This is a genomic window from Acinetobacter sp. 129952 (assembly GCF_056642055.1).
Genome location: NZ_JBWVSU010000018.1, coordinates 25,791 through 42,636 on the forward strand (window position 1 = coordinate 25,791; position 16,846 = coordinate 42,636).

The 16,846-nt window shown below is 38.8% G+C and carries 14 protein-coding genes and 3 pseudogenes; 12 read left to right on the forward strand and 5 right to left on the reverse strand.

What is annotated here, in order from left to right:
* Positions 1-168: 168 nt before the first annotated feature.
* The 11 genes from AC1IR0_RS14470 to AC1IR0_RS14520 all read left to right on the forward strand — a co-directional run bounded on the left by AC1IR0_RS14470 (position 169) and on the right by AC1IR0_RS14520 (position 12,997).
* The gene (locus AC1IR0_RS14470) at positions 169-2,646 is read left to right on the forward strand and encodes a heavy metal translocating P-type ATPase (RefSeq protein ID WP_479741512.1); all 2,478 of its coding nucleotides are present in this window, start codon (positions 169-171) and stop codon (positions 2,644-2,646) included.
* Between the two features lie 272 nt (positions 2,647-2,918).
* Complete coding sequence (locus tag AC1IR0_RS14475) at positions 2,919-3,365, forward strand: hypothetical protein (protein WP_026444384.1); 447 nt, start codon at positions 2,919-2,921, stop codon at positions 3,363-3,365.
* A 47-nt stretch (positions 3,366-3,412) separates the two neighbouring features.
* The gene (locus AC1IR0_RS14480; RefSeq protein ID WP_026444385.1) at positions 3,413-4,612 is read left to right on the forward strand and encodes a TolC family protein; all 1,200 of its coding nucleotides are present in this window, start codon (positions 3,413-3,415) and stop codon (positions 4,610-4,612) included.
* 11 nt (positions 4,613-4,623) lie between these two features.
* Positions 4,624-6,099 carry an efflux RND transporter periplasmic adaptor subunit gene (locus tag AC1IR0_RS14485; protein WP_026444386.1) on the forward strand — a complete coding sequence of 492 codons (1,476 nt, stop codon included), beginning with the start codon at positions 4,624-4,626 and terminating at the stop codon, positions 6,097-6,099.
* Between the two features lie 12 nt (positions 6,100-6,111).
* The gene (locus AC1IR0_RS14490; RefSeq protein ID WP_026444387.1) at positions 6,112-9,240 is read left to right on the forward strand and encodes an efflux RND transporter permease subunit; all 3,129 of its coding nucleotides are present in this window, start codon (positions 6,112-6,114) and stop codon (positions 9,238-9,240) included.
* 11 nt (positions 9,241-9,251) lie between these two features.
* A complete protein-coding gene (locus AC1IR0_RS14495; protein WP_026444388.1) occupies positions 9,252-9,629 on the forward strand; it encodes a hypothetical protein in 378 nt (125 codons plus the stop codon).
* A complete protein-coding gene (locus AC1IR0_RS14500; RefSeq protein WP_026444389.1) occupies positions 9,630-10,343 on the forward strand; it encodes a HupE/UreJ family protein in 714 nt (237 codons plus the stop codon).
* A gap of 11 nt (positions 10,344-10,354) precedes the next feature.
* The gene (locus AC1IR0_RS14505; protein WP_026444390.1) at positions 10,355-10,993 is read left to right on the forward strand and encodes a hypothetical protein; all 639 of its coding nucleotides are present in this window, start codon (positions 10,355-10,357) and stop codon (positions 10,991-10,993) included.
* An 83-nt stretch (positions 10,994-11,076) separates the two neighbouring features.
* On the forward strand, positions 11,077-12,384 hold the full coding sequence (locus AC1IR0_RS14510; protein ID WP_479741513.1) for an MFS transporter: 1,308 nt from the start codon (positions 11,077-11,079) through the stop codon (positions 12,382-12,384).
* Positions 12,381-12,809: a YqaA family protein gene (locus tag AC1IR0_RS14515; protein WP_026444392.1), complete on the forward strand. Its 429-nt coding sequence runs from the start codon at positions 12,381-12,383 to the stop codon at positions 12,807-12,809. The genes AC1IR0_RS14510 and AC1IR0_RS14515 overlap by 4 nt, the downstream gene beginning before the upstream one ends.
* A gap of 95 nt (positions 12,810-12,904) precedes the next feature.
* Positions 12,905-12,997: a YHYH domain-containing protein gene (locus AC1IR0_RS14520; protein WP_151809984.1), complete on the forward strand. Its 93-nt coding sequence runs from the start codon at positions 12,905-12,907 to the stop codon at positions 12,995-12,997.
* A 45-nt stretch (positions 12,998-13,042) separates the two neighbouring features.
* Here AC1IR0_RS14520 and AC1IR0_RS14525 read toward each other — a convergent pair whose 3' ends face one another.
* A complete protein-coding gene (locus tag AC1IR0_RS14525) occupies positions 13,043-13,309 on the reverse strand; it encodes a metal/formaldehyde-sensitive transcriptional repressor (protein WP_005248679.1) in 267 nt (88 codons plus the stop codon).
* Between the two features lie 56 nt (positions 13,310-13,365).
* Between AC1IR0_RS14525 and dmeF the strand changes: the two genes are divergently transcribed.
* Positions 13,366-14,328 (forward strand): CDF family Co(II)/Ni(II) efflux transporter DmeF, encoded by a 963-nt coding sequence (gene dmeF, locus AC1IR0_RS14530; RefSeq protein WP_026444489.1) that lies wholly within the window; start codon positions 13,366-13,368, stop codon positions 14,326-14,328.
* A gap of 372 nt (positions 14,329-14,700) precedes the next feature.
* On the opposite strand, the gene AC1IR0_RS14535 is transcribed toward dmeF, so the two are convergent.
* The 4 genes and pseudogenes from AC1IR0_RS14535 to AC1IR0_RS14550 all read right to left on the reverse strand — a co-directional run.
* Positions 14,701-15,315 carry a thiol:disulfide interchange protein DsbA/DsbL gene (locus AC1IR0_RS14535; RefSeq protein ID WP_004281236.1) on the reverse strand — a complete coding sequence of 205 codons (615 nt, stop codon included), beginning with the start codon at positions 15,313-15,315 and terminating at the stop codon, positions 14,701-14,703.
* Positions 15,316-15,492: 177 nt separating this feature from the next.
* Positions 15,493-15,614, reverse strand: a pseudogene (locus tag AC1IR0_RS14540) (cation diffusion facilitator family transporter); the annotation flags it as partial.
* A 557-nt stretch (positions 15,615-16,171) separates the two neighbouring features.
* A pseudogene (locus AC1IR0_RS14545) lies at positions 16,172-16,627 on the reverse strand (recombinase family protein); the annotation flags it as partial.
* 51 nt (positions 16,628-16,678) lie between these two features.
* Positions 16,679-16,846, reverse strand: a pseudogene (locus AC1IR0_RS14550) (IS6 family transposase); the annotation flags it as partial.

A 16,846-nucleotide genomic window follows, 5' to 3' on the forward strand; every position in this document is an offset into this window, starting at 1 on the left:
TAACAGTGGGAATTCCTTACCACTTTTACTCTCTCTTATTTTCCTCATCGTACAGATAAAATCTGTACTTGCTTGCAATAAAAGTAGTCCCTGAATTCCCCATAATCTTGGTTCGAGCTGATCTTCGCATATAGAACTCAGCATATCTAAATGATAGAGAGATCGTATATGAGTACCGAAATGACTGATACGCCACACTACAGTGAAACATTAGAGATTGAGGGGATGACATGTGCTTCTTGTGTAGGCCGTGTGGAAAAAGCCTTAAAATCTATTGAGGGCGTTGAATCGGCTCATGTAAATCTGGCTACCGAAAAAGCAGTCATTTATGCGCATCAACCACTTGATCGCGCTACTCTAATTAAAGCCGTAGAAAAAGCAGGCTACGAAGTGGAAGCGCTGCAACCAATAGAGCTTACGATTGAGGGTATGTCATGTGCTTCTTGTGTAGGTCGAGTAGAAAAAGCCTTAAAATCTGTTGAGGGTGTGGAATCAGCACATGTAAATCTGGCTACTGAAAAAGCGACTATTCAGGCAAGCTCATCTGTCACTCGTGACTCGTTAATTCAGGCTGTCACCAAAGCAGGGTTTGAAGCAAAGTCAGTTCATCAAACTACGGAAAGCTTTCAAGATAAAAAAAATATTGAATTAGAAAAACTTAAAAAAGATTTAATTTTGTCAGTCCTATTGACTCTACCCGTTTTTATTTTAGAAATGGGATCACACCTGATTCCCGCCTTTCATACGTTTATGATGGATAACATTGGCCAACAAAATAGCTGGTTAATGCAATTTTTCTTGACCACAGTAGCATTAATTTTTCCAGGCCGACGCTTCTTCAAAAAGGGCATCCCAAGTTTATTCCGCTTAGCACCAGACATGAATTCCTTGGTGGCTGTAGGAACATTGGCTGCTTATCTTTATTCAGTGGTTGCTACTTTCTTTCCAAGTGTCCTGCCACAAGGCACGGTCAATGTTTATTATGAAGCTGCAGCGGTTATTATCACTTTAATTCTATTAGGTAGATTTTTTGAAGCCAAGGCAAAAGGCCGAACGTCTTTAGCAATTCAACATCTAGTTGGAATGCAGCCTAAAGTTGCCAGAATACAGCTCAATAATCAGATGATAGAAGTTCCGATTGCCGAAGTTCAAACAGGAACGATTGTAGAGATTAGACCAGGCGAGCGTATCCCTGTCGATGGTGAAGTTATTCACGGCCAAAGTTTTATTGATGAATCCATGATTACTGGCGAGCCTATGCCCGTTGAAAAAACGATAGGCTCTACTGTGGTAGGAGGAACAATTAACCAAAGTGGTAGCTTAAATATCAAAGCCACCTCTGTTGGTAGTTCATCAGTGCTTTCTCAAATCATCCGAATGGTTGAACAGGCACAGGGTTCCAAGCTGCCTATTCAGGCATTGGTTGATAAAATTACCATGTGGTTTGTACCTGTAGTAATGGGTCTCTCTCTTTTAACTTTTCTTACGTGGTTTATCTTCGGCCCTGAACCAGCCCTAACTTTTAGTTTAGTGAACGCGGTTGCTGTACTCATTATTGCATGTCCTTGTGCGATGGGACTTGCAACGCCTACATCAATCATGGTGGGAACTGGGCGGGGTGCTGAAATGGGGGTTTTATTCCGTAAAGGTGAAGCTTTACAGCTGCTCAAAGAAACTAAAGTGGTTGCAGTTGATAAAACAGGGACTCTGACTGAAGGGAAACCAATTTTAACCGATCTGCATGTCTTAGAAGGTTTTGAATACAATACCGTACTTTCACTGATGGCAGCCGTTGAATCAAAGTCTGAGCACCCTATTGCTCGAGCAATTGTACAAGCCGCTATAGATAAGGAATTAATCCTGTCCCCTGTTGCTGATTTTAAATCAGTGACCGGCTACGGAATAGAAGCGAAGGTTTCTGAGCATTTGGTTCATATCGGTGCAGATCGATATATGGAAAAACTAGGTTTGAATCCTAATGTTTTTTCTCAATTTTCGGATCGTTTGGGAGAAGAAGGAAAAACCCCTCTCTATGTTGCGATTGACCAGAAACTTGCTGCCATTATTGCTGTAGCAGATCCAATTAAAGAATCAACATTTGCTGCAATTGAAGCGTTACATCAGTTAGGTCTAAAGGTTGCCATGATTACAGGTGATAACCGTCATACAGCTCAAGCGATTGCAAAAAAACTAGGTATTGATGAGGTTATTGCTGAAGTCTTACCTGAAGGTAAAATAGAGGCCGTTAAAAAATTAAAAAATCAATATGGTAAACTCGCATATGTTGGAGATGGCATTAATGATGCCCCTGCACTTGCAGAAGCAGATATTGGTTTAGCGATAGGTACAGGTACAGACGTAGCTATTGAAGCTGCTGATGTGGTTTTGATGTCTGGCAACCTGAAAGGAGTGCCAAATGCTATCGCTTTAAGCAAAGCGACTATAACCAATATTCGTGAAAATTTATTTTGGGCATTTGTTTACAATGCAGCTCTGATTCCTATTGCAGCAGGTGTACTTTATCCGCAATTTGGACTGCTACTTTCTCCTGTATTTGCTGCAGGTGCAATGGCTCTCTCGTCAATATTTGTACTAGGAAATGCTTTACGATTAAAACGTTTTAAAGCCCCCCTTGCAATTATTTAACCCTTTTTTATATACATTTAAAGTTTTGTTGGCTTCACTTTATATATTTGGAAATGAGATCCTTATTACAGGCATAACAACAGTAGTGGGTATTGAATAAGATAATTCTAAAATAAGGTTGTTGAGGAACTCAAACATTAGAGTACTTATCTTTGGTAGCTTACTCATACTTTTTTCTAAAAATAATACAAATAGTTTTTATCTTAGGTAACAATTTACTTTTGAAGTTCTATTCAGTATGCTTTCTGCGAATCTCGAGATGATTTTTTCGTATGCCACATAATAAGTTCTCAAAACTTATTCTTGCGTTTGTCCTGTTTTTGTTTGCAATAACAACAACGGGAGCTTACACATGGGCGCCAGTTATAGCTAAAAATCTTGATCATCATCATGATGTGACTATCTCAGTTGAAACAGACAGTTCCAGCCAATGGTCTCTTATTCATCATGCTGAAGAGCAAGTCTTAATAGAAGATACTAAAAATCACAACTGGACCAGTTATGATGAAGCACCTTTTCATCATTCTACTCCACCGGTTCAAGCTAAAGACCAAATGAGCATTGATCCAGTTTTTCTCTTGAGTTTTTCCCTCCCCCTCATTCTGATTTTCCTGAGTCTTTTTGAACGACCCGTTCGATCCTATGCACTTAGGAAAAGGATAGAATATCTTTGTAATTCCTATATATTTACAAAAGGTTTAATTGTTCTAAGAAATTGATTTTTCTGTACAAAAAATAATTTTCATTTTTTTGTATAGGTAAAGTCATGTCTAAAAAATATCAGATATTTTTGGCCTGTGGTTTAGTAGCAGCAACGACTCGATTATTTGCAGCATCTGATTACGTTCAGCTACAACAACAGGTAATTTCAAACGATTCAATTTTGAAGAGTTTGCAACAGTCTCAACATGCATATGCCATAAATCAGAAATATGCCGGTAGACTTAATAATCCTACGTTTAATCTTGAATTAGACAATTTAGGTAATTCAGACCTTAAAGATCTTGATGGGCCAACGACGATGATTGGTTTGTCTCAGGATATTCCTCTCAATAATAAACGCACTTTGCGTAAACAGTTGGCGGGTTTTCAGGGCAATAACAACCAATTTGAGGCATTGAAGCGTCAGGCTGAATTAAAGGCCGATTTCCGTGTTTGTATGTCAAATTGGTATGTGGCTTCAAAACGGGTAGAAATTTATTCTACCGAAAGCAAGATGAACGCGAGACAAGCCCATGTTCTGAATGAAAAATTGAAGTTTGGCAGAGTGATTCCATCTGATGTTCAATTGAGTTCAGCTTTATCGTCTGAATCAAAACTACGTTATCAGAACGAAGTGAAGAAAGTTCAATTTCAAAAAAATCTGTGTTCCAAATTCATATCTGTATTACCTGATCAAGCAATAGAAGTTCCTTTAAGCATTAACTTTGAGGATAAAGTGAGTTTATCTGAACAAGACGCCTTGCTTAAAACTCAACTGGCTAAAACCCGGTATGAATTAGCTAAAAAAGAAGCCATACCAGATATTACGCTGGGTTTAGGGGTAAGGAACTATCAGGAAACCAACGACAAAGTATTCCTGGTTTCTACATCAATTCCATTAACTGTTTTTAATCGAAATAAGGGGAGCATTGCACTTGCACAAGCTGAGCAAGTGCATGCAGAAACTCGTTCTATTCTCGTAAACCGTAACTCTAAAATTGAATTAGAAAATAAGTCTATTGAAGTATCCAACCTGATTGATTCGATCAAAAATTATGATCAGTCGATACTTCCTGCCACCAAAGAAAGTTTGAGAATTGCTGAAATGGGGTATCAGGCAGGAAAAATTTCTTTACTTGAATTCAATAGTATTAAGCAAATTTGGTTGGATAAACATCTCGCTCGATTCGATTTGTGGTTGGCTTTGCAAAATCAAATTGCAGAGGTTGAACGAAATTATGTGACCAATTTAGATCAAGAATAAGGCCTGAAAATATGAATAAACCAACCAATACTTTAATTACTACAGGTGTTATCGCTTTATTAGTCGTTTTATGTGCAATCGCTTGGTATAAAACCGGTAATAAAGCCGAAACTTCAAGTCAGAGTGAAGGGGCTGAAGAAAAAGTTGCTGTGGCCGGAGATGAAAAAGGACCGCATGGGGGCCGTTTATATCGCGATGGTGATTTTGCTGCTGAAGTCAAAATATTCGAGGAAGGGGTAGAGCCTCATTTACGGGTGTATGGCTATTTTAAAGATAAGCCATTAAAACCAAAAGAGATTAGCGCCAATATTTTTATCAAGCGTCTTGATGCAGAACAAACCATATCATTTAAGCCTGAAAGTGATTACTTGATTGGCAATGAAATTGTCTATGAGCCACATTCATTCTTGATGGTGATCAATGTTGATTATCAAGGTAAAAAACATACTTGGAAATGGGATACCAAAGAGGGACGAGTCACTATGCTTGATAGCAGTATCAAGAGCAGTGGTTTGGAACTTTTAAAAGTTGAACCCATGATGTTTGAAAATGCACTCGAACTCAAAGGTGAACTGAAATTTCCTGATAATTTTGAAAGTTTTATTACCCCTAAAGCGAGCGGAACATTAATAAAAACGTACCGTTCAATTGGCGATCAAGTGAATCAGGGGGATCTTTTGGCGACTGTACAAAGTCCGGATTTAATTCGTCTTAATGCGGAACGTACTCTTGCATTGGATACCTTACAATTTGCCCGTAAAAAGATGGAGCAGGAACGAGCTTTATTCCAAAAGCGTGTTTCACCTGAAATTGATTACATCAATGCCAAACGTGAATTTGAAAATGCTCAGACTAGGGCCAATGAACTCAATAGTTTAATCAGCTCTTATGGAGGTGCGGGTAATGGAACAATTGAAGTCAGAGCCGCAATGTCAGGTACGATTTTACAAGTGCTTGGAGCAGTTGGTTCTAATGTAACGCCATCATCTCCATTGTTCAAAATTGCCAATACATCTCAACTTCTTGCTGTGGTCAATGTGCCAGCAGATAAATTGGATGCCATTAATCCAAACAATAAAGTAACTGTTAAGCCTCAAACTCAAACAGGCACAGAAGAAGCGTTGGGACGTATCAAATATATCAGTGATGTGATTGATCCAAAAACACGAACTGCGCAAGTCTTTATTGAAATTCCAAACCAGTTTAAATGGCGTTCAGGGCAGTTAATCACTGCACAAATCTTTGAAAACCAGAGCATGAAACCGATGGTTGTCCGTGAAGATGCTTTGCAAAACTTCCGTGATTGGGATGTGGTGTTTATTCGTGTCGGGAATGACTTTGAAGCACGTCCTCTAGAGTTAGGCGATAAATTTAATGGTTTTGTTGAAGTTAAATCTGGTCTAAAAGCAGGGCAGATTTATGCAGCAGGTAATTCTTATTTATTAAAAGCAGAGCTGGGTAAATCTGGCGCTACTCATGATCATTAAGGAGTAGCGTTTATGTTTGACCAAATTGTAAAGCTCTCGATAAAGAATCGTTGGCTGGTACTGATCATTTTCCTATTCATAGGGGCATTTGGCGTTTACAACTATTTTAAACTGCCAATTGATGCTGTACCCGATATTACCAACGTACAAGTTCAAATTAACAGTGAGGCCCAGGGCTTATCTCCAACCGAGATGGAGTCCCAGGTCACCTACCCAATTGAAACGGCTTTGGCTGGTATTCCTAATCTGGACTATACCCGATCAGTATCCAGATACGGCTTATCTCAAGTGACTGCGATTTTTAAGGAAGGCACGGACATTTACTTTGCCCGTCAGCTAGTGAATGAAAAGTTGCAAGGGGTTACACCAAGTCTCCCGGGGGGGATATCGACTTCTATGGGTCCTGTTTCTACAGGACTTGGCGAAATCTTCATGTACACGGTGGAAAATGCAAAAAACAACCCGACTCCACTTTCACCGACTGAATTGCGAACACTTCAGGATTGGGTGATCAAGCCTCAGCTTCGAAATGTCGAAGGTGTGAATGAAATCAATACGATTGGTGGCTATTTAAAACAATTTGTTGTACAGCCCGACTATGCGTATTTACGAAGTATTGGTCTAGATCAAAAGACTATTTTGGATGCTATTTCTAAAAATAGCATGAATAAAGGTTCAGGCTATATTGAGAAGAATGGTGAGCAGTACTTGATACGTTCTGATTCTCAAATCAGTTCGATTGAACAAATTCAGAATATTCCGATCACCACAAGCAATGGTTATATTTTGCGTTTAAAAGATGTAGCTAAGATTTCTATTGGACATGAACTCCGTACAGGTGCTGCAACAAAAGATGGCCAGGAAATCGTGCTGGGTACAGCTTTTATGCTGATTGGAGAAAACTCTCGTAATGTCGCTCATGCAGTAGATCAAAAATTACAGCAAGTCCAAAAGTCTTTACCTGAAGGTGTTGAAGCCAAAGCAGTATATAACCGTACGACATTAGTTGATGCCACGATTGAAACCGTGAAGAAGAATTTGCTCGAAGGTGCAATTCTGGTCATTGTCGTGTTGTTCATTTTTCTTGGTCATTTCCGTGCTGCACTGATTACCGCAATGGTGATACCACTGTCTATGCTGATGACCATAACAGGTATGGTGAATCAGAAAATTAGTGCAAATTTAATGAGTTTAGGGGCTTTGGACTTCGGGATCATTGTAGATGGTGCCGTGGTAATTGTTGAAGCCTCACTTGCTAAATTGGCGATGAAGCAGAAAGAATTAGGACGAATACTCACCCGTCAAGAACGATTCACGACGGTTTTTGAAGCGACTAAAGAATCACGAAAAGCCATTCTCTATGGTCAGTTGATCATCATCTTAGTGTATTTGCCGATAATGACCTTGACTGGGGTAGAAGGCAAGATGTTCACGCCTATGGCAATGACCGTGGTGATGGCATTGGTTGCCGCTATGCTTCTATCGATTACATTTGTACCTGCAATGGTGGCTTTAGTGACCGCAGGTAAAATCAAAGATGAAGAGTCTAGAATTGTTCACTTCATTAAAAAGATTTATAACCCGGTCTTAGATTGGTCATTGAATCATAGATACAAGTTGATTGCTTTTGTAGCCGTATTCTTTGTATTCAGTGCAAGCCTTTCAACACGATTGGGGTCTGAATTTATCCCCTCTTTAGATGAAGGTGATGTGGCCTTACATGCGCTGCGTATACCGGGCACGTCCTTAACTCAGGCGGTAGAAATGCAATATGCGCTTGAGAAAGAAATCAAGAAAATCCCTGAGGTTCAAACGATATTTGCCAAAGTCGGTACGGCTGAGATTGCAACTGATCCGGTGCCGCCAAACGTAGCTGATAATTTTGTCATATTGAAACCACGCGATCAGTGGCCAGATCCAGATAAAGAAAAATCCGCTATCGTTGCTGAAATTGAACGTGTTTCTAAAGGTGTATATGGGAACAACTATGAATTCACTCAACCGATTCAAATGCGATTCAACGAACTTATTTCAGGTGTCCGTACTGACGTTGCTGTAAAAATTTATGGAGATGATTTAGAGCAGCTTTTGGAATTGGGGAATAGTGTTGCAGATGTACTTGAAGGTGTGAATGGTACAGCTGACTTGAAAGTTGAACAGATGTCGGGACTGCCAATGGTGTCTGTTGAACTCAAAAAAGATATGATTGCGAACTATGGGCTAGATGCAGAAGATGTGCAAAAGCACGTTTCTAGTCTAATCACCGGTGAAACAGCAGGTAAAGTATTTGAGGGTGATCGTAAGTTCGATATTGTTGTACGGATGGATCAAAACTCAGTAACTGAACTGGAAAAACTGTATCAAATTCCTGTCAATTTACCTGATGGTTCAAGTGTATTGTTGTCCGAGTTGATTGAATTAAAGAATATTCAAGGACCCAACCAAATTTCTCGTGAAAATGGCAAGCGTCGTATTGTTATCACGGCAAACGTGCGTGGTACTGATATCGGTAGCTATATTGCTGAAGCACAATCAAAATTAAACTCTGATTTCCAAATGCCAGAAGGGTATTGGCTCACTTGGGGCGGTACTTTTGAACAAATGGAATCAGCCTCTAATCGACTTATGATTGTTGTACCCATCGCATTAATTTTGATATTTGCAATGATCTATATGGCCTTAGGCAATATCAGAAATAGTGTGCTGGTTTTTACCGGTGTGCCTTTTGCATTAACGGGGGGAGTCATTGCTTTAGCACTCCGTGATATTCCTTTCTCTATCTCGGCTGCTGTAGGCTTTATTGCTTTATCAGGTGTTGCAGTACTCAATGGTTTGGTACTCGTATCGGCCATTCAGAGATTACGTGATCAGGGTGAAGGGCTGATTGATGCAGTAAAACATGGCGCATTAGAACGTATGCGGCCAGTGCTGATCACTGCACTGGTTGCCTCTTTGGGCTTTATTCCGATGGCTTTAAACGTGGGGATTGGTTCAGAAGTACAGCGTCCAATTGCAACCGTTGTCATAGGGGGAATTATTTCCTCAACGCTACTTACCTTGATTATCCTGCCAACATTGTACGTTTGGTTTAACCAAGCTCGTCAGAAGAAATCTGAGGATTTCGCTGAGCAGAACGGGTAGAGCAGTTCAATATGATGGCAGTAGTGCAAGATTCAAAAATGAAATATGGGATGATGTGGCTGGTCTGCATCATCAGTCTTGCACTATGTCTGCATTTTAACGAGCATGCGACTGAAACCCGCTTTCAAGAGCATGCCTATGTAGATGTGATTCATACTCATCATCATGAGGTAAATCAGCAACATTCACATCATCAAGATAACTATTACGAACATTTTTCTAATGTTGCCTCTCTCAAAGAGATAGCACTCATCTTGCTTCTGTTAAGTGCGCAAATATTTGACCGCACTCAGAAATACGCTCTATTGCTTGCAAGTCGTATTTTTAAACCTCCAAAAAAAATCATAAGTTTTTTTGAACTATTTTTTAATTTTTGGAGTTTGATTTAGATGCAAATTATTGATTCACATTATGTGAAGCTCAAAACCTATTTAAAGCTGTTGATTGCTTTATGTATGGTCTTGATAAGTCCTGCACTTTTTGCTCATGGTGTTGCAGAGGGTGATAAAGGCTATATACAGGAAATCTACGGTGTTCATGTGATCCCCTTTATCTATCTGGGTGCCAAACACATGGTTACAGGTTATGACCATTTATTATTTCTGGTCGGTATTATTTTCTTTTTATACCGTATGAGAGATATTGGTTTGTATGTCAGCCTTTTCGCCATGGGCCATTCAGTTACTATGCTAATAGGAGTCTATTACAACATTTCGATGAATGCATACATTATTGATGCAATCATTGGTTTTTCTATTGTTTATAAAGCTTTAGATAATTTAGGTGCCTATCAGCGCTGGTTGGGATTCCAGCCTAATACAAAAATTGCCACGCTGATTTTTGGTTTGATTCACGGCTTTGGTTTAGCTGTAAAAATTCAGGAATATGAAGTGCCAGATGATGGCCTGCTTGCGAATCTGATCTCATTCAACATTGGGGTCGAATTAGGGCAACTCATGGCATTAGCCATCATTTTACTGCTTATGACGATGTGGAGAAAAACCCCTTATTTCTTCAGAACAGCATATCAAAGCAATGTCTTCTTGATGTTCCTTGGTTTTCTACTTGTTGGCTACCAACTCACTGGCTTCATTACTCAATAAGGATCTAAATTATGTTTAACGCTGAAATTCCAAAAGATGTTGAATTACCCTCTGCAAAAAAACTGATCAAATCAACTGTTATTGCTGCGGTGAGCGCCATTGTTGTTCTTGTGACTTGGGTAATGCCAGCCGAATACGCTATTGACCCTACTGGTGTAGGTAAAGTGTTAGGTTTAACCAAAATGGGTGAAATTAAGCAATCTTTAGCGGCTGAATCAGAGAATGGTATGGGAGAGACCTCTCAGGTCCCTTCAGTAATTACTGCTAATAGTTCGGTTGCTCAGGCTGCTGTATCAGATGAGAGCTCAAATATGATGCCAGCTATTAAGAAAGAATCGATCTCTATCGAATTAAAACCTAACCAGGCAACTGAAGTTAAGTTGGCTATGCCTAAACATGCCAGTGTAAGCTTTGACTGGAAATCTTCAGGTGGTGGTCTGAACTATGACACGCATGGCGATCCTGTAAATGCACCAAAAGACTTCTATCATGGATACGGTAAAGGTAAAAATGAAACTGAGCAATCTGGCACATTGACCGCTGCATTTGACGGAAAGCATGGCTGGTTCTGGCGAAACAGAACAGAAAATCCAGTGACTGTAACTTTGAATATTGAAGGTCATTTCAGTGAAATGAAAAAGGTCTTTTAATTTGTAAAATTCCAGATGAGGTCTAAGCCTCATCTGGAACCTTTATGGCATAAAAGTTAGGTTCTAAATAAGGAGTCCCTAAAATGCTAGAAGTATTAAAAAACACAACATATCGGCATTTGTTCTTAGCCCAAGTCATCGCTTTGATTGGTACTGGACTCATTACTATTGCTCTAGCTTTACAGGCTTATGACATCGCAAAAGAGCAAGCAGCCCAAGTCCTGGGTATTGCCTTGGCGATTAAAATGATTGCTTATATTAGTGTCGCACCCATTGCCTCCGCATTTGCAGAAAGATTACCGAGAAAAAAAGTTTTGGTAGGGTTGGATGTCATTCGAGCCTTAACCGCATTGTGTCTGCCTTTCGTGACTCAAATCTGGCAAATCTATATTTTGATCTTTATTCTTCAGTCTGCCTCAGCTGCTTTTACCCCCACATTTCAAGCCATGATTCCTGATGTATTGCCCATAGAAGAAGAGTATACAAACGCGCTGTCTCTATCACGATTGGCCTACGATCTAGAAAATATTATAAGTCCAATGCTGGCAGGCTTGTTACTCACTGTGATGAGTTATCATAACTTGTTTTTGGGAACTGTGGTTGGATTTATTGGTTCGGCACTATTTGTAGTCAGTGCGAAATTACCAAATGCGAAAATGCCGGAGTTTATCGGGGTATATAACCGAATCAAACAAGGCGCAAAAATATATTTCAGAACACCCCGCCTAAAAGCCTTACTCGCTTTAAATCTGGCTATTGCTTCAGCCAGTGCGGTTGTCATTGTCAATACGGTTGTTTTGGTTCAAACGACATTTGAATTAACTGAACAGGCGACTACTTGGGCATTTGGTTTATTTGGATTAGGCTCAATGCTTGCTGCATTTGCATTACCAAAAATATTAGATAAATTGAATGATAGAACTGTCATGCTTTCAGGCACTGTGGTTCTCGTCGTTGGACTGTTTAGCGGTTACTTTATTTCTGCCTATACTGGGCTATTAGCCCTCTGGTTTATATTAGGTATTGGTTATTCAGTTTCTCAAACACCAACCGGACGTCTTATTAGAAAGTCTGCTCCCAGTGAAAACCGGACAGCGCTATTTGCAGCTCAATTTGCATTTTCACATGCCTGCTGGCTAATCACTTATCCATTAGTGGGCTGGTTAAGTACAAAATTTGGAACGCTTATAACCTTTGTGCCTATGGCATTCATTGCCCTAGCATCAATGGTAGCTGCGTTTGTTATCTGGCCAAAAAACGATAATTTAGTTTTAGAAGATACTCATCTTGATTTACCAGAAGATCACGAGCATTTATTGCAGCACAACCATAAAGGTAAGCATGAACATGAATTTATGATTGATAAGTATCATCAACATTGGTCTAAATAGTGGCTTATATTTTTTTATTCTTAAGTGCATTTGGGGCAGCAACATTACTGCCTCTTCAATCAGAATCTGTATTGGCAGGAATGCTAATATTGGGAGAATATTCACCGGTTTTACTTATAGGTGTGGCAACGCTAGGGAATGTATTAGGTTCATGCGTGAATTGGTGGTTGGGAATACAAATTGAAAGATACAAAGATAAGAAATGGTTTCCTGTGTCTGAAGAAAAGCTATTAAAGGCACAGAACCTATATGGGCATTATGATTCACCTCTACTGCTATTAAGCTGGGTTCCAGTGATCGGTGATCCCATTACCCTGGTCAGTGGAATGCTTAAGGAGAAATTTTATAAGTTCCTTTTTTTAGTTTTGATGGCTAAATTTTCCCGTTATATTTTTATATATTTGATTTATTTAAAAATGGTCTAAGCCATGTTGGCTTTGATTAAAGATCATACAGTTGATATTCTAATTATTTGAGAGGGATTAAGATGAAAAGAATTTTATTAATATGCTTTATAGGCATGTCATTTACCTATGCGAATGCTCATTCTGGGGGAACGAACTCACAGGGTTGTCATACCAACAGTAAAACTGGTGATTACCACTGTCATTAATAGGTGCGCACACAGTTTTTTTATTTAAAAGACTGTGCTTTAAAGTTATAAGTAGCGTTTAACTAAAGCTAAAAATTCATTCAGTTCTTTTTCCTTTATTTCCTCAGTATCACCGAGTACATGTTCTCTAAGATGAAGTTCTATTAACTCATTCATTAAGCCATTTATCGCACCTTTAATTGCTGCAACTTGCTGTAATACCTCAATACAAGAATTTTCAGAATTTAAAATATTCTGTTCAAGGGCATTAGTTTGACCTTGAATTCGTCTAATCCGATTTAAAATTTTTTTGTTCTGATTTAAGTGAGACATACTATTCAACCTCAAGAACATATACTATGGGGGAGTATTAATTGTGGTGCAATAAAATGCAATATCTAAATAATGTTAAAAGTGACCATTCGCATCAATTTGACGAAGGAAATCCTTTAGCACAAAAGAAAATTTTAATCGCAACCATCCTCACTGGTGTAATGATGGTGTTTGAAATTTTTGGAGGATGGTTCTTTAATTCCATGGCTTTATTGGCTGATGGATGGCATATGAGTTCTCATATGTTGGCATTGGGCTTAGCTTATTTTGCCTATAAAATGGCTCGAAAATATGCTCGTGATCAGAGATTCTGTTTCGGTACATGGAAGATAGAAATCTTAGCTGGATATTCGAGTGCCATTTTATTGATGGTTGTTGCTGTATTCATGGGTGTTCAATCGATAGAACGTTTATTCAATCCTGTGAATATTCACTACAACGAGGCAATTTCAATTGCGATTGTTGGCTTGATCGTTAATTTTATTTGTGCCTGGTTACTACGTGAAAATGGTCACCACCACCATCATCACTCTCATGATGACCATGACCACCACCACGATCATCATCACTCTCATGATGACCATGACTTAAACCAGAAAGCCGCTTTTCTTCATGTAGTAGCAGATGCAGTAACTTCTGTATTAGCGATTATTGCACTTTTCGCAGGGAAGTATTTTGGATGGGATTTTTTAGATGCAATTCTAGGGATCGTAGGTGCAGTGCTTGTAGCACAATGGTCTTGGGGATTGATTAGAGAAACAGGTAAAACATTGCTTGATGCAGAGATGGAACATCCTGTAGTAAAGGAGATTCAGGAAGTTGTAGAGGAATTAGATAACCAAATTACGATTACTGATCTGCATGTCTGGAAAGTAGGTAGAAGTAAATTTTCATGTATTTTATCCCTAAATACAGTTAATGACTCCTTAACAGCAGAGGTAGTTCGTAAAGCTTTGTCAATTCATGAAGAGATTGTTCATATTTCTGTTGAAATTAACAGGAATTTCCATGTTGTTTAAATTAATATTTATTCCTTTTAAACTTTATCAGTCTATTTATGTAAATCTTAGATTAGAATTTGTTTGTTGTAGAGCGTCGGGGCGCCTCGGCAATTCTGCGTGTTGAAATAGAAAGGAAAATTCATTTTCTGAATGAAGATATCAGGTATGAACGGGTAAAGATACAATCCACGATTCATATTCAATTCCATGACTTTAAAGCGCAAAGCGTGTTGCAGATGCAGCTCTTATTCCGAGGAATTTTACACTGGTATCGCCCGCCGATAGAAACACCAGATCCGGCAGTCAGGACGTAAATAACCATTCCTCCAGTTTAAATAAAAAAACCTGCAGATTCGATGCAGGTTTTTTTTAGAGATAATCAATCGCGTCTTATTTGGCTTTACGCTCTTTCTCGATCAGGTAATTCACCACCTGAATGACTTTGGCATCATTACCCTGCACAATATATTTACCATTCACGGTCACTGCCGGAACACCACTTAACTGATACTGAGCAGCCAGATTTTTGGCTTGGGCAATTTTCGAAGTGATCGGGAAAGATTTATAAGTGCTGTTAAATTTCGCTTCAGGGATACCATAGCGGGTATAGAACTTGGCCAATTGCGCCTGTTCTAAAATTGGACGTTGCTTATCATGAATATCATGGAATAATTGTAAATGTGCTTTTTGACGCACACCCAATGCTTCAGACACATAATAAGCACGCGCTGCCTGCTCCCAGAGTGGATTCATTGCAGCCGGCGTACGTACAAAACGTACATCTTTTGGTAATTTTTTCAACCAGCCCTGCATATGTGGTTCAAGCGCGAAACAATGACCACAGCCGTACCAGAAGAATTCACGTACCTCAATTCTGCCCGGTTTTTCGACTTTGACTGGTTTTGCAACCACCTGATAGTCCTGACCTGCCACAAAATTGGCCATAGCATTGCCTGAAAAGGCCAAAACAGATGCGGCAACAGCTCCTAAAAGGAATTTTTTCATTGGGATTATCGTCCTCTAAATCATTATGCTTAGTGTATGGGTTCACTATAAATCAATTATGCCGGTTCCGTTTTCATGCTGCGAACTTTTGTGCTATCAGAACCGCTACATTAAAGTATGCGACTGATTTTAAGTCAGTTAATATGGCCATTCGACCGCTATGTGTTTTTAGACAATCACAAAAGTTAAACTTTGAGTAATAAAAACGGTTATAATTTCTACGATTAAAAAGTAGTGGTCAAACCTACAGCAAATATTAACTTCTTACTATTCTCTTCAGTAACAGCCGCGTGGCTATGATAATTGCTGGAATTTACAACATAGAACTGAGCAAAAAATGATTTATGAAAGGTTTATTAAATTAAATAAATTATTTATATAGTTAAAATTCACCTGATAAATCACTTTTTAATTTAAATTACTATGTTAATTATTTGTTAATTATTTCTAAATTTTTCTCTAAGAAACGGAGTCCCCCATCAGCAAAACTACTGGTTGAAAAAACTATAGTAAAAATAACTAAAATAATCTTCATGTGCATATTATTGAATCTAATCATATCTTGGACCAAAAAAATCTTTACTTATAATAATGAGTAAATATATACATCAGAATGACAACAAAATTACAAACTTGTAATTTTGTTAAGGTTTGTTCTCAAAAAAATAAATTAATACTATTTTAAAAAAGATAAATCGTTGCTGAAAAAGCTAGATTGCAATCGAGTTAATTAATTATAAATCAAAAACTTATATTGTATAAAATTTGTAACTCTTTGCTTTCTGTACTTATTATTTAATCAACGTTTCACGATTTTCATAAGCTAAACTAAATATAGTCGCCAATTTCAATTGAGTTATTTCCCGGCTTTTAAATACCGATATACCGCTTGGCGACTAATTCCAAATGCCTGGCCTAATGCCATTTTTGAAGGGTACTTCCCTTCCTTCCAGTCTTGTCGCAAAGCTTCAGCCTGATCAGGTTTCAATTTATGTACCCGGCCTTTGTACTTCCCTTGAGAAGAGGCAAGTTTAATTCCTTCCTTTTGCCGCTCTAAAATGATCTCACGTTCAAACTGTGCAAAAGCACCCATCAGTTGCAGCATCAAATTATCCATCGGGGTGGATTGGGCCGTAAAAGTAATATTTTCTTTTACAAACTGGATGGCAATCCCTCGTTTGACCAGTTTATCCACTTCAGTCACCAAATCTTTTAAGCTTCGCGCAAAACGATCCATGGAATGTACTATCACCCGGTCTCCTTCCCGGACATAATTCAACATTTCCTGAAATTTCGGTCGGTCGGTATTTTGGCACTGTTGCAAATAGAGATTTGAGTCGATGATGTTCCCTTTAAAAAGTACTTAGAGACCGAAAACCCTGTTGATTAGACACACTTCACCCTGAGGCTGACCATAATAAAATGACGATGCTTGTCCTTTACGTAGTGCACGCATGACTTCAATACCTTTAATTGTGGCATAAGCCGTCTTCATAGATTTGAATCCTAATGTGGCCCTGATGATCCGCTT

Coding starts and splice junctions, on each gene's coding strand:
- AC1IR0_RS14470 (WP_479741512.1), top strand. CDS start 169: ATGAGTACCGAAATGACTGATACGCCACACTACAGTGAAACATTAGAG.
- AC1IR0_RS14475 (WP_026444384.1), top strand. CDS start 2,919: ATGCCACATAATAAGTTCTCAAAACTTATTCTTGCGTTTGTCCTGTTT.
- AC1IR0_RS14480 (WP_026444385.1), top strand. CDS start 3,413: ATGTCTAAAAAATATCAGATATTTTTGGCCTGTGGTTTAGTAGCAGCA.
- AC1IR0_RS14485 (WP_026444386.1), top strand. CDS start 4,624: ATGAATAAACCAACCAATACTTTAATTACTACAGGTGTTATCGCTTTA.
- AC1IR0_RS14490 (WP_026444387.1), top strand. CDS start 6,112: ATGTTTGACCAAATTGTAAAGCTCTCGATAAAGAATCGTTGGCTGGTA.
- AC1IR0_RS14495 (WP_026444388.1), top strand. CDS start 9,252: ATGATGGCAGTAGTGCAAGATTCAAAAATGAAATATGGGATGATGTGG.
- AC1IR0_RS14500 (WP_026444389.1), top strand. CDS start 9,630: ATGCAAATTATTGATTCACATTATGTGAAGCTCAAAACCTATTTAAAG.
- AC1IR0_RS14505 (WP_026444390.1), top strand. CDS start 10,355: ATGTTTAACGCTGAAATTCCAAAAGATGTTGAATTACCCTCTGCAAAA.
- AC1IR0_RS14510 (WP_479741513.1), top strand. CDS start 11,077: ATGCTAGAAGTATTAAAAAACACAACATATCGGCATTTGTTCTTAGCC.
- AC1IR0_RS14520 (WP_151809984.1), top strand. CDS start 12,905: ATGTCATTTACCTATGCGAATGCTCATTCTGGGGGAACGAACTCACAG.
- AC1IR0_RS14525 (WP_005248679.1), bottom strand. CDS start 13,309: ATGTCTCACTTAAATCAGAACAAAAAAATTTTAAATCGGATTAGACGA.
- dmeF (WP_026444489.1), top strand. CDS start 13,366: ATGCAATATCTAAATAATGTTAAAAGTGACCATTCGCATCAATTTGAC.
- AC1IR0_RS14535 (WP_004281236.1), bottom strand. CDS start 15,315: ATGAAAAAATTCCTTTTAGGAGCTGTTGCCGCATCTGTTTTGGCCTTT.